Genomic DNA, 13,579 nt, shown 5'->3' with positions numbered 1-13,579 from the left:
CAGTCACTATCTCTACCCTTTGCAATGAGTGTGAAAATAAACTTTTATGATTTAGTCTATTACATTTATTCAAGTGATAAATACTCAAGGTAGAAAATCTTTTTATAGTTGTTCTAAAATCATATCAGCTAAAAGCGAATAGCCTGATGAACCAAAATGAAGACCATCATCAAGACTTCCTTCCAATAACTGAGAAAGACTTGTTTGATTGGCTGCCTCTAAAAACAATTGATAAAGATTGACAAAGTGACATTCTTCTTTTTGAGAAACAGTCATAATGATTTTTGCGTAGTTTTCTATTAATCGATTGTTACGGTAATGTTGTTTTTCTTCGTCAACAGGCGATGGTGATAAAAAAGTGATTTGGTTGGCAGGGTATTTTTCTTTTAAAGACATAATAATTTTTAAAAGATTTTCCTGAAATTCTGGTAATGGTACTTGCTTATTTAAAGCTAAATCATTAGTACCAATCAAAATAATAACCTGATCACATCGCTCAACTGATAAAATAGCTGACATGCGATTAAGGACATCTTTAGTTGCATCTCCCGCTACTGAGGAATTGTAAATGATTAACTGAGGATCTTTTTTCAATAAGAATGTCTCAATAGCTGGTTTATCATAACCTTCATTTCTGGCAAATAGGCTATCTCCTATTAGGTGAATCTTCTTAGTTTTTCTCATCTCTCACTTCTCCGTGCTAACTTTTTTAATAAAAAATAAAAGAATATATTAACAAGCATTAAACCACTTGTTATATAAAAAGGAGTGACAAAAGGTTCTAACTGAAATAGTTCAGGAAGTTTAGTCAGAATAACAGGTGTTAATATCACACCAATATTACCTGCTGTGATAACTAAACTGGATAAAAAATTATTGTTTTTGCCATCATAATGATTAGCAATGTAATAAAACATAGCTGACATTGTGCCCACAAAACTAGAACCAATTAAAACAGAACCTAAAATAAAGAGCCATTGCTGATTAGAAACTAGATAAAAACTATTTCCAATACCCATCATAATCAACATTAAAAGGATGACTTTTTCTTCTAACCATTTGGTTAATTTCCCAAAAATAAGGCCACTAAAAATACCACTAAAAGCTAAGATCGTTAGCATATTCCCCGCATAGAAACTTGAATAGCCATAATAATTAACCAACAAACTAGGAATTTTAATCGTCGCACCAATATAAGACACCCCTACAAAGAAAGTCATTAGCATCAATAACAAAATAGATTTATCAAATCTGTTGGCATCTTTGAGGGGGATAATTTCCTCAGAAGATGAGGGAACGTAGCGATAAAATAAAAGCAATGACGGTAAAACCAACAAATAAACTAAATAGGTATAGTTAACACCAATTAATAAAGCAAAACCAACGATAAAGGTAGTTATCGCCTTACCAATATTAAGTGTGGCGGTTCTAAAGCCAATCATCATTGCCCTTTCTTCACCTTTATAATAATCACTAATCATACTAACAGAAAGCGAATTATAAAGTCCAATACCTATTCCTAGAAATAAACGACAGATAAGAACAATGGTAAAATTAGTCGTAAAAAAAGATACTAGACCAGACAATAAAATCAATATTAACCCTAGCAACACTGTTTTTTTCTTACCCAATAAACCAACAACAAAATTACTTAATACTACAAAAATGGTTATCATCATAGCCGGTAAGGTCACTAAACTTTCAACAGAAGCAAGCCCAACGACTGGATTTTGTCCATGGTATAATGCATATAATTTTGGAATAGCTGGAGCAATAGCAAGATGTGACATCACAAATATCGAAATTGATAAAATAGCTAATGTTAAAGATATTTTTTCTTTCACAATATTTCTCCTAGAAAATTATATTTTAAAAGTGGTTGACTCCTACTTATTTTAAACAATGGCCATTTTATAGATGACTAAAATAAGTTTAGTTATTCTTTCTCCTCACTAATTTCACGATAGCTTCGGTTCTTGCAGTATGAGGAAACATGTCAACAGATTGAATATACTTTACATCATAAACACTGACTAGTTTCACCAAATCTCTTGCTAAGGTAGAAACATTGCATGAAACGTAAACCATTTTTTCTGGCTTATAAGTAGTGATTGTCTTTAACAGTTTATCATCTAAACCCGTTCTTGGAGGATCAACAATTAAAGCCGTTGCCCGATATCCTTCTTGGTACCATTTTGGAATAATTTCTTCTGCTTTTCCGGCTTCATAGTAAGTATTAGTAAATCCCATTTGTCTAGCATTGTTTTTAGCATCAACGATAGCTTCTTTGATGATGTCCATTCCTCTAACAGAAGCCACCTTGTCCGCAAAGGCAAAGCCGATGGTCCCAACACCACAGTAAGCATCGATAAGATGATCTTTTTTTGATACATCAAGTGCATTTATCGCTTCTTGGTAGAGGTTTTTTGTTTGCTCAGGATTAAGTTGGTAAAAAGCTCTTGGTGATAGAGAGAATTGGTAATCAAGAACCCCTTCTGCAATACTTTCTTGTCCCCATAAAAGCTTTGTTTTGTCACCATAAATATCACTTTTTTTAGAGGTATTGATATTCATAGAAACCGTTTTAATGTTTTCAAATTCATCAGCCAATACCTTAATAATAGGCTTAAAATCTAAGACTTTACTAGTCACAAAAAGGATCTGAACTTGGCTAGTTTCTCTTGCTTTTCTAATCATAACCGTTCTGACACCAGCTGTTTTTCGCTCATCATAAATAGGAAAATGAAACTCTTCTAACAATTCAGAAATGCGATTAATGATGGTTTGTGTCACTTTGTCTTGAACAAGGCAATCCTTAATCTCAACAAGACGATGAGAATTTTCCGCAAAAAGACCAGCATGAACACTTTGACCAAAACGTCTGGTCTGAAATTGTAACTTGGCCCGATAATGTTTTGGTTCTTTCATACCAATCGTTGGTCTAATCTCAAATCGTTCAAAGCCTTGGGGTTTAAATTTTTTCAAGGCTTGCTTTAAAAGATCTGCTTTGAAATCTAATTGTTTGTCATAACGAAGATGCATGATTTGACAACCGCCGCACTCCTCATAGATAGAACATTCTGGTGTCACACGAAATTTTGAGGTTTTATTAATTTTAAGCAATTTGGCTTCGGCAAAATGACGTTTGACTGCAGTAATTTGGCAAAAAACATCCTCTCCCTTTAAGGCTCCTTTGACAAAAACCAATGTTTTCTTATAAAACCCGATACCTTCTCCGTTGATTCCCATTTTTTTAATTTTTAAAGGAATCCTTTGTTTTACTGTTAAATTCATGCTTCTATTTTACCATTTTGATATAATAAAAACATGAAAATTAGCCGATTAGAAAAGAAAAAACGCCTTTATCTGTTAGAATTAGATAAAAAGGAACACCTTTATATCACAGAAGATACTATTGTCCGCTTTATGTTGACTAAAAATAAAGACATTGATGAAAAAGAGTTAGAGGCCATTAAAACCTTTGCTCAGTTTTCCTATGGTAAAAATCTTGCTCTTTATTTTCTGTCTTTTAAACTAAGAACGGAAAAAGAAGTGACTGACTATCTGTTAAAACATGATATTGACAGAACTAGTATTTCATCGATTATTCAAGAATTAAAAGATGACAACTGGCTTAATGATCAAAAATACAGTGAAACACTGATTGAACAATCTCTTAAATCTGGAGATAAGGGACCTTATGTGCTGACTCAAAAACTAAAACAAAAAGGGTTAGACGAAAAAATAATTGCACAAACCATTGAGCAGTATGATTTTACAGAAGTTGCTCAAAAAACTGCACAAAAGTTACTAAGAAAACACGAAGGGCGACTTCCTGTCAATGCCCTAAAAGATAAGATTACTCAAGCTCTTGTCACAAAAGGGTTTTCTTATGCTGATGCGAAAATAGCATTTGAAACATTAATTATTGAAGATAATGATGAAAATGATGATGCTTTGATTCAAAATGAAGTTGAAAAACAATATCGGAAATATAGCAGACGTTATGATGGCTATGAATTAAAACAGAAACTCACGCAAGCTCTTGTGAGAAAAGGATTTGATTATGATAGTATCAAAACAGTCCTTCGCGACTATCTTGACTGAGAATTTCACAAAGCGTGCTTTTTCGATTGAATTGTGATAAACTATTTAAGGACAACGTTAATTGTAGAAAGTTGGTAGGCCATGAAGACTCCTAAAGAAGGCGACTTTATTACAATTCAAAGTTATAAACATGATGGCAGCTTACACCGGACGTGGCGCGAAACAATGGTTCTTAAAATAACTGAAAATGCTATTATTGGCGTAAATGACCATACTTTAGTTACTGAAAATGATGGTAGACGCTGGGTAACAAGGGAGCCAGCTATCGTCTATTTTCATAAAAAATATTGGTTTAATATCATTGCTATGATTAGAGAGGATGGTGTCTCTTATTATTGTAATCTAGCAAGTCCCTATGTTTTAGATGCTGAGGCTCTAAAATATATTGATTATGATTTAGACGTTAAGGTTTTTACAGATGGAGAGAAAAAACTGTTAGATGTCGATGAATATGAAAATCATAAAAAAAAGATGAATTATTCATCTGATATCGATTTTATTCTGAAAGAAAATGTCAAAATATTAGTAGATTGGATTAATAATCAAAAAGGGCCGTTCTCACCATCATATGTTAATATTTGGTATAAGCGTTATCTTAGGCTTAAGAATAAATAAAGTTGTCAAGCATCCACTAATCATGGGTGCTTTTTTCAATAAAAAAAGAATCATTGCTGATTCTAAAAATAGTCCGTACGGGATTCGAACCCGTGTTACCGCCGTGAAAAGGCGGTGTCTTAACCCCTTGACCAACGGACCTTATTTTATAACTAAATGGGCACGAGTGGACTCGAACCACCGACCTCACGCTTATCAGGCGTGCGCTCTAACCACCTGAGCTACGCGCCCAAATTATTATTAATGCCGGCTACATGATTTGAACACGCGACCCTCTGATTACAAATCAGATGCTCTACCAACTGAGCTAAGCCGGCAAATGACCCGTACTGGGCTCGAACCAGTGACCCATTGATTAAAAGTCAATTGCTCTACCAACTGAGCTAACGAGTCTTGCTTTTTTGTTAAAAACTAACAAACGGTCCCGACGGGAATCGAACCCGCGATCTTCGCCGTGACAGGGCGACGTGATAACCGCTACACTACGGGACCTTACTAATAATGATTGGTTATCTTCTAAAAAACGACTATTTTAGTTTATCATCCCTACTCACCTTTGTCAATCTTTTTTTTAAAAAAACCACTTACAAAATAGTAAGTGGTTTATTTATTATTTATTTAGTTTTTCTCTGTAAGAATTGATTTCTTTTGTATTCCCCCAAACAAAATGGTTTGGTTTGATTTCTACCATAGTTGGTTTATCAACAGAATAATCATGTTGGTCAACATCATAAACAATCAATTCTTTTTGACGTTCCAAAATAGGATCTGGAATTGGAACCGCAGATAAGAGTGATTGTGTGTAAGGATGAATTGGATTTCTAAATAATTCTTCTGTTTCAGCAACTTCTACAATAACACCCTTATGAATAACAGCTATTCGATCTGAAATAAAACGAACCACTGATAAATCATGAGCGATAAAGAGATAAGTTAGACCAAGTTCTTTTTGCAATTTCTTTAATAAATTTAAAACCTGTGCTCTAACAGAAACGTCCAACGCAGAAATAGGCTCATCAGCAATAACAAAGTCAGGATGCATGACAAGAGCTCTTGCAATACCAATACGTTGTCTTTGACCACCTGAAAATTCATGCGGATAACGCGTTAAATGTTCTGGTAAAAGACCTACAGAATTAATCATCTCAGTGACCTTATTTTTACGATCTTCTTCATTTTCATATAACTTAAAATTATGAAGACCTTCTGAAATAATATAATCAACAGTGGCACGTTCATTAAGACTGGCTGCTGGATCTTGGAAAATCATTTGAATTTTTCGAATCACATCTCGTCGTGTTTCTTTACTTGTTTTTCCATTAATTTTTTGCCCTTCATATAAGATATCACCTTTACTTGTCGGGTTTAATCCAATGATAGCACGACCAATTGTTGTTTTCCCTGAACCTGATTCTCCAACTAATGAAAAAGTCTCTCCTTTATTAATGAAAAAATTAGCATTTTTAACAGCAACAAACTTTTTCTTTCCTTCTCCAAAAGAAATTTCTAAATCTTTAATTTCAACTAATTTCTCAGCCATTTTGTTGCCCCTCCAGAATCATTTTATTTTTAATTTTCTCATGTAGGTTTTGAATTGCCTCTGGTTTTTCAACTTTAGGAGCATCTGGATGAAGTAACCATGTTTTAGCCCAGTGAGAATCGGTAATTTGGAACATAGGAGGATGTTCTTCAAAGTCAATCTCCATCGCATAATCAGATCTTAAGGCAAATGAATCTCCCTTTAATTTCGTATAAAGTGATGGTGGAGTTCCTGGAATTGAGAACAATTCACCATGATCATCAGCCAATTGAGGAAGACTAGATAACAAACTCCAAGTATACGGATGACGAGGATCATAAAAGACATCTTCAATAGTCCCAAATTCAACAATTTCACCTGCATACATAACGGCTACTTTATCAGCAATACTTGCTACAACTCCCAAGTCATGAGTAATAAAAATAGTTGTAAAGTGATATTCACGTTGAAGATCTTTTAACAAGTTAATGATTTGAGCTTGAATCGTCACATCAAGAGCTGTTGTTGGTTCATCACAAATTAAAATATCTGGCCTACATGCTAAAGCAATAGCGATAACAATTCTTTGTCTCATACCACCAGAATATTGGAAGGGGTATTCGTCAAAACGTTTTTCAGCCTCAGGAATACCAACCTTATTCATATAGTCTATCGCAAGGTTTTTAGCTTCTTGTGCCGAAACTTTTTGATGTTTAATAATAACTTCTGTAATTTGACTACCAATGGTATTGATAGGATTAAGACTGGTCATTGGATCTTGAAAAATAGTAGCAATCTTTTTACCTCTGATTTCTTCCCACTCCTTATTACTAGTTAAAGTGGTTAACTCTTGACCACGATAAGAAATGCGCCCAGAAGCAATGCGCCCATTTTCCTCTAACATACCTGTGAAGGTTTTTGTTAAAACAGATTTTCCAGAACCCGATTCTCCCACTAAAGCGAGAACCTCTCCTTCTTCTAATTCTACTGACACGCCTCGGATAGCAGTAAGAACCTTGTCTCGGACGTCAAATTCTACCACCACATCCTTAGCAGATAATATTACATTTTTTTCTTTTGACATATGTATCTACTCCATTCTATGAGTGTGAACGTGGATCACTTGCGTCTGCTAGGTTTTGACCAACAATATAAAGTGATAACGAAACTAAAACAAGTGTTGTTAATGGAATCCAGAAAAGATAAGCATTTGTTGTCACATTTTGTGAATAGTTTGAGATTAAACGACCCAAACTTGGAACAGTCACCGGTAAGCCTAAACCAAAGTATGATAAAAATGCTTCGGTTGAAATAAAGCTAGGTAACATTTGTGACATTTGAGTTACGATAACTGAAATCAATTGAGGTAATAAGTTTTTTGTTACCATTTTAAAGGTTGAGGTACCAAGAGTCTTACTAGCCAAATTATATTCCAAATCTCGGTAACGGAGAATTTGAACACGAATGAAGTAGGCAACACCAATCCAACCCGTAATAGTCATAGCAAGTACCAAATTCCAGAAACCAGCACCTAAAGAGTAAGTCAATACAATAATAACGAGGAGATAAGGGATATTGATAATAACATTATAAACCTCTATCATGATTAAATCGACTTTTTTAGAAATTCCCCAGATGCCTCCAACAATAACCCCAACAAAAAGATTGATAAAGGTGGCAATGAAGGAAATTAAAATAGAATTTCTCGCACCATACCAAACGCCATCAAAAAGCGAATGCCCATTTTTGTCAGTACCAAACCAATATTCGCCATTTGGTGAGATATATCTGGCAGAAAAGTCATTGATTTTACTAACATCATTAAAGTCGTAGCTAGAAAACATTGGATAAATAAAACTAATTAATAAAATCAGAATTAAAATACCACTCATAATAAGCGTTGATTTTTTCTTCAGAAATTCTGTAAATACTGATTTCCAGTAAGAGTAGCTCGGTGCATCAATGACTTCAGAAGCAAAATCATCTCTCTTAACAAATTGGAATTTATTTTTGTCAATCTTAGACATTATTTACCTCCTTTATCAGATAATTTAATTCGTGGATCTAATATAGTCATTGAAAGATCTCCTAATAACAAAGCAAGGATTGATAATGCTGAAAAGATAAATGCTAAACCAACAACCATACTATTATTAGCTGCTCTTACAGAATCAATTAACATCTTACCCATACCTGGATAAGCAAAAACTGTTTCAGTTAAAGTTGCTCCAACAATAACATTTAAAATGGCACCTGGTACACCAGCAACAATTGGTACCATGGCATTTTTAAAGATATGTTTATTTGCAATCTCTTTTTCAGACAATCCTTTAGCTCTAGCAAAACGAACAAAATCACTATACTGCAAATCAATGAGATAGCGTCTTACCCATAAAGTTATTCCTGGAATATATAAAATCGCTAAAATAAAAGCTGGCATAATATATGACAAAATGTTATGCGCTCCAAGTGTAGGAAAGACATCAGGTAATCCCAGACTTGAACCCACAAATCTGACCACATAAATTAAAGCAATTGAAGGAATAGCCATTAAGAACGTCAGCAATCCAGTAGATCCTCTATCAAAAATAGTGTTTTTAAAACGTGACATATAAGAACCTAGAGGAAGTGCTATCGCATAAGCAATTAAAACACCAGCCAAACCAATTCTAGCAGACATTTCTAGCATTGAAGGGTCTTTATAATTAGATAATGTTTTAGAATAGGGATCGTTGTCATAAAGTGCTTTTGAACGACTATCTGCCTTACTTGGCGATTGATAAGTTCTACTGTAGATATTAACTGTTGAAGACGTGGTGTTCCCATTTGGGAAAGTAACGTCATTAGATTCTTTTTGTCCTTGACCCTCACTAATAACTTGTAAAACAGGGATATTAGCAAAAGTTGGATAAGATGTCCCTAGGTCTAAAGTGACAAAGTTTTGGTGAATGAACGGGAAAGAACCATTGGCATAAAGGAGATATTTATGTTTTGTCCCTGATCCAACAACAGACCAACCAATAGAAGGGTCATTTTCAATTCGGATATAGCGCTCTAAATCAGGATTTGTTTCATCTTGGATTTTCCAAGGATGATCAATTTGAATCAAATTAGCATAAAAATTAAAGACACGCTCATAAATAGGGACTTCTCTTGTTGCATAAAAAGTTTTACTATTAGGCATTTGGTCTAATTGCCAACCCTTACCAATAGACTTGATATATTCCTTATAGATTGATTCATTTTTTGAATTAGCTTCTACCGTAACACTATCATTAATTTTACTTGCTTTTTGTTGAAGTTCTTTTGCTGGCATATACTGGATATACCCCATTTTTTCAAAAACAGTGTTCTCGTAATTAATTTTTTTGTCTGGATCTGCTGCTACTTTACTATAGGTGGAATCTTGTTTAAAAATTAATCGTCTAGGAACCATAGTAAAAACGATAGCATAAATTAAGGTAGTAATTAGAAAGATAGAGACTAAAGACCTTAATATACGATTGAAAATATACTTTTTCATTCTTTCCTCCAAATTTCAAAAGAACCTTCTCTATTGTGTGTAGAGAAAGTTCTCTCGAAAAAAGTTTCTATTTTTTATTCGACATGATTTGCAAAATCTTCTTGTGCTTCTGCATTAGATTTCGCTTTTTCTTCTTTCCATTTTTCAAGAGCTGCCTCATAGTCTTTTGCAACAACAGCGTCTGACTGAAGCTTCATATATTTAAATGAAGATGGAGAAGATTTAATACCTGACCATCCATATCCAACTGTAAATGGTACTGCTTTTGTTACTGTAGGAGTTGCTCCTTTAGAAGTAGTCATAAGAAGTAATGAACTATCTACTAACCAAGCTTCAGCTTTTGCGTACATTTCATAACGTTTCTTAAGATCGCTATTTTCAGCGGCCGCAGCTTGAGTCAATTCTTCATATTTATCAAGACCAACTGCTTGGGCAACATCTTGATTTTCACCTGGTGCAATACCAATTTGATGAACAGTAGCACCATTACTTGGATTAAAGATATCTAAGTAAGTAGATGGGTCTTGGTAGTCTGGACCCCAACCAGCTGCTGTAGACAAGTCATAATCATTTTGAGCAGGTGTTTCAGCATAGAATGTAATGTTGTAGAAAGTATCTTCATCTAACTGATGTAGATCTAAAACAATATTATCTGTTCCTAATGTTTCTTCAATAGACTGTTTCATTGAAGCTGCCTTTTGAACAAATATATCACTAGATTGATATACTGGCACATCAATGTGGATAGGGAATTCTACCCCTTCAGCTTCAAGAGCAGCTTTAGCTTTTTCAAACTCTGCTTTAGCTTTTTCTGGGTTATATAAACCATTTTGACCATCTGCTAAATTAACATCTTTCCACTCATCGCCATAAGCTGCTAATTCTTTTTGAGCAACCGCACCGAACGTTTCTTCTCCAACTGAGACGAACGTTTCAGGAGTCAAGGTATTACGTAAAGTTTTATCTGCTGCATCTTCACCAACATCTTGAGCTGCATAACCAGTTCTATCAAAGGCAAAGTTAACCGCTTGACGGAAATCTTTATTCATGATAGCTTTTTTAGTTGACTCTTTTTGAGCATCAGTTGTTTTAGCTGTATGCTCATAAGCAGAACGATTTAAGTTGAAGACACCATAATAAGATGTTCCATCTTGTGGTGTATAAACAATATTATCACCAAATTTTTCTTTTACTGATTTATAGCTTGGTGTTGTAGGGTAGATACGTGCTCCTGTATAGACACCATCAGTAAAGTTATTTACTAACGATTCTGGATCTGATCCATCATAATAAGTAAGTTTGATATTTTCTATATTAACATTATCTGCATCCCAATAATTAGGATTTTTTGTATATTCAATAGATGATTTTGCAGTTAGTGCTGATAAAAGATATGGACCACTATACAAAATGCTATCAGCGTTTGGCGCACCAAAGTCTTCACCCTTAGAAGCTAAAAATTCAGCGTTGATTGGGAAAGTAATCCCCATTGTCATTTTTGAATTCCAATAACTTTCAGGTTTTTTCAATGTGTATTGTACAGTTTTTTCATCAACTGCTTTAACACCTACTGTTGAAAAATCGTCTGTTTCACCATTAACATATTCAGCTAAACCAACAATGGAGTCTTGCACAAGGTAAAGCGCTTCAGATTTAGCATCTGCTGCATGTTTCATCCCTGTAACAAAGTCTTCTGCAACAATATCAGCATACTCATCACCATCTGCTGTGAACCATTTTGCATCATCGCGAAGTGTATAAGTGTATGTCAAACCATCTTCTGAAACTTTCCAGTCTTCAGCTAAAGAAGGAACATAGTTACCATATGGATCGTTTTCAAGCAAACCATCAACCAAATTCCCAACAACTTCACCAGTTGTATTCTTATTTACAACAGTATAATCAAGTGATGATGGGTCTGATGCATATACATAAGTATATGTTGTGCTCTCGCCACCATCCTTACTTTGAGAACCTCCACAAGCTGCTAGAGTAGCCGCAGAAACCAATGTAACACCAGCTAAAGCTAGTAATTTTGTCTTTTTATTCATAAAAAGTACCTCATTTTCATTTTCATTTTCAAAGACCTTTTTTGTCTATAGGCTATATTATATCATAAAAAATTTTTTTAGGAAAGCAATTTATCAGAAAATTTTGTCTATTGTTGAAATTCTTTGTTTTACCTCTGTATAATGGCTTCTAAACACCAATAAAAATTTTTTTCTAAAACTGATGATTAGATTTTTACTATTTAAACTCAAAACAAATTGAAATTTCATTACCTTTTTTGCTCATTTATTTTATTAAGAATAATCTCCAAATATTTCTTCATAGTCATCACTTTCTTAACATAAATAAAAACATTTTTTAAGCATATTCTTTAGTTATAGTACTTTGACAACAGCAATAGGTTATAAATCATGTTTTCCTTTTTAAGCTATTCTAAATAGATTATTAAAAATTCTATTAATTGATTAGAGTAGAAGGTCTGTAAAAACTTAACATTTCTCAAAAGTCTGAGAAATATTACATCGATATGCAATTAAAGTAATCACTTTCTGATTAATATTATCTTCATATAAGAATTTCATTTCATAGAACTCAATCATTCTATAAACCATTTATAAAATCAATCGTTTAATTTTTTCATAAGCATAAAATTTTTTTCTAAGACAATAATTTTTAGATTTTTTAAAAAATTAATATTACTAGAAAACCCCTCAAACATTAGATTTATAATCTAACAATTTGAGGGGCAATTCTTTTTTTCTATTTTTCAATATTATTTTTAAGGTAAGGAGATTAAACTTTCATCAATGGTGTTCCAATCAGAATAAGAAATATTAATATCAAATTCTTGAACGCCTTTAGCACCATCATAAGTCATCAATAAATTAAAATCTTGTATAAAGTTGGTTTCTTTATCAATCACAATAAATAGATCTTTTTCTAAATCTTTTTCTGTAATGCCATTTAATTTGATATGATGTTGTTCTTTGAATTGATTACTAAGAGAAATGTCTTGATTCTTTAGTGTTAGTTCATAAGTAGATTGAGTTTCAATTAATTGTAAATCTTTTTCTAAAGAAACAATTTGATTAGCAATCACAAAATAATTAGGCATCACGACAGAATCAATATTATTAGAAGAGTAACTGGTTTTTGTGTCGCCATCTTCAGTGATTTCACTATATAAGGGATTTGATTCACTAGCATCATAAACATACTGTTCTGTTTTTGTTATTTCATCTGAAAGTGTATCAAGAGTGACATCTGCTTTAACAGTCTTTTGATTTTCAAAAATAAATTCACCATTTATTCCAAGAAGCAAGTCATTGTCATCGATGGTAGTTGTAATTTGATGCGATACTAAAACAGATTTTAAGTCATCTTTAGCATCTTGAAGTTTTGCTAAAACTTCTTTGACGCTTCCAGCAGTTGATTCATCTTTATCTACTGTTGTTTGTTCACTAGTTTGTTCTGTTGGTTTTTCTGTAGTTTGTTCCGAAGACTTGGACTGACAGGCAACCAGTAAAAATGTCATCGCAAATAAAGCTACAACACTAAATAATTTATATTTTTTAACCATATTGGTCTCCTTACTATTTTAGAAAAAACAATAATTATTGTTTTGAGGTGAATGTTTTTGTTCAGATTAATTGTATCAAAAAAAGGAGAATATTACTAATATAAAAGACTTTTTTACCATATTAGTATTTTAATAATATTATTTTTTTCTATATTTTTAAATTTTCAACATTTTCTTAACAAATTATTCTAGTTAACACTATTATAACTTCAATTAACAATGTTAT

11 protein-coding genes and 5 tRNA genes are annotated in these 13,579 nt (G+C 33.1%); 2 read left to right on the top strand and 14 right to left on the bottom strand.

Annotated elements, in window-relative coordinates; translation table 11 throughout:
- Positions 1-102 precede the first annotated feature (102 nt).
- The 3 genes from JHK64_RS04180 to rlmD all read right to left on the bottom strand — a co-directional run bounded on the left by JHK64_RS04180 (position 103) and on the right by rlmD (position 3,294).
- A complete protein-coding gene (locus tag JHK64_RS04180) occupies positions 103-684 on the bottom strand; it encodes a GDSL-type esterase/lipase family protein (protein WP_199567748.1) in 582 nt (193 codons plus the stop codon).
- The gene (locus tag JHK64_RS04175; RefSeq protein WP_199567747.1) at positions 681-1,844 is read right to left on the bottom strand and encodes an MFS transporter; all 1,164 of its coding nucleotides are present in this window, start codon (positions 1,842-1,844) and stop codon (positions 681-683) included. The genes JHK64_RS04180 and JHK64_RS04175 overlap by 4 nt, the downstream gene beginning before the upstream one ends.
- A gap of 88 nt (positions 1,845-1,932) precedes the next feature.
- Complete coding sequence (gene rlmD / locus JHK64_RS04170) at positions 1,933-3,294, bottom strand: 23S rRNA (uracil(1939)-C(5))-methyltransferase RlmD (RefSeq protein WP_199567746.1); 1,362 nt, start codon at positions 3,292-3,294, stop codon at positions 1,933-1,935.
- A gap of 33 nt (positions 3,295-3,327) precedes the next feature.
- On the opposite strand from rlmD, the gene recX reads away from it, so the two are divergent.
- Both recX and ntdP read left to right on the top strand, forming a co-directional pair.
- Positions 3,328-4,107 carry a recombination regulator RecX gene (gene recX / locus JHK64_RS04165; protein WP_199567745.1) on the top strand — a complete coding sequence of 260 codons (780 nt, stop codon included), beginning with the start codon at positions 3,328-3,330 and terminating at the stop codon, positions 4,105-4,107.
- An 81-nt stretch (positions 4,108-4,188) separates the two neighbouring features.
- Positions 4,189-4,722 (top strand): nucleoside tri-diphosphate phosphatase, encoded by a 534-nt coding sequence (ntdP, locus tag JHK64_RS04160; protein WP_199567744.1) that lies wholly within the window; start codon positions 4,189-4,191, stop codon positions 4,720-4,722.
- 69 nt (positions 4,723-4,791) lie between these two features.
- Here the strand turns inward: ntdP and JHK64_RS04155 are convergent.
- From JHK64_RS04155 to JHK64_RS04105, 11 genes are all read right to left on the bottom strand, one after another.
- Positions 4,792-4,863: transfer RNA gene (locus JHK64_RS04155), tRNA-Glu, on the bottom strand.
- Positions 4,864-4,879: 16 nt separating this feature from the next.
- Positions 4,880-4,953 (bottom strand) — tRNA-Ile (locus JHK64_RS04150).
- Between the two features lie 13 nt (positions 4,954-4,966).
- A tRNA-Thr gene (locus JHK64_RS04145) sits at positions 4,967-5,039 on the bottom strand.
- Between the two features lie 3 nt (positions 5,040-5,042).
- Positions 5,043-5,115, bottom strand: a tRNA-Lys gene (locus tag JHK64_RS04140).
- Positions 5,116-5,141: 26 nt separating this feature from the next.
- A tRNA-Asp gene (locus tag JHK64_RS04135) sits at positions 5,142-5,214 on the bottom strand.
- A 118-nt stretch (positions 5,215-5,332) separates the two neighbouring features.
- On the bottom strand, positions 5,333-6,262 hold the full coding sequence (locus tag JHK64_RS04130; RefSeq protein WP_199567743.1) for an ATP-binding cassette domain-containing protein: 930 nt from the start codon (positions 6,260-6,262) through the stop codon (positions 5,333-5,335).
- On the bottom strand, positions 6,255-7,325 hold the full coding sequence (locus JHK64_RS04125; RefSeq protein ID WP_199567742.1) for an ABC transporter ATP-binding protein: 1,071 nt from the start codon (positions 7,323-7,325) through the stop codon (positions 6,255-6,257). The genes JHK64_RS04130 and JHK64_RS04125 overlap by 8 nt, the downstream gene beginning before the upstream one ends.
- A 16-nt stretch (positions 7,326-7,341) precedes the next feature.
- Positions 7,342-8,268, bottom strand: a complete 927-nt coding sequence (gene oppC, locus JHK64_RS04120) for an oligopeptide ABC transporter permease OppC (protein ID WP_199567741.1) — start codon at positions 8,266-8,268, stop codon at positions 7,342-7,344.
- Entirely contained in the window at positions 8,268-9,764 is a 1,497-nt protein-coding gene (locus JHK64_RS04115) for an ABC transporter permease (RefSeq protein ID WP_199567740.1), read from the bottom strand. Before JHK64_RS04115 ends, oppC begins: the two co-directional genes overlap by 1 nt.
- A 74-nt stretch (positions 9,765-9,838) precedes the next feature.
- Positions 9,839-11,815 carry a peptide ABC transporter substrate-binding protein gene (locus JHK64_RS04110; protein WP_199567739.1) on the bottom strand — a complete coding sequence of 659 codons (1,977 nt, stop codon included), beginning with the start codon at positions 11,813-11,815 and terminating at the stop codon, positions 9,839-9,841.
- 737 nt (positions 11,816-12,552) lie between these two features.
- Positions 12,553-13,353, bottom strand: a complete 801-nt coding sequence (locus JHK64_RS04105; RefSeq protein WP_199567738.1) for a hypothetical protein — start codon at positions 13,351-13,353, stop codon at positions 12,553-12,555.
- Positions 13,354-13,579: the final 226 nt, after the last annotated feature.

It is taken from the genome of Streptococcus zalophi, assembly GCF_016481285.1.
Taxonomy (GTDB): Bacteria; Bacillota; Bacilli; order Lactobacillales; family Streptococcaceae; genus Streptococcus; species Streptococcus zalophi.
This window is presented reverse-complemented; position numbering and strand designations above follow the sequence as displayed.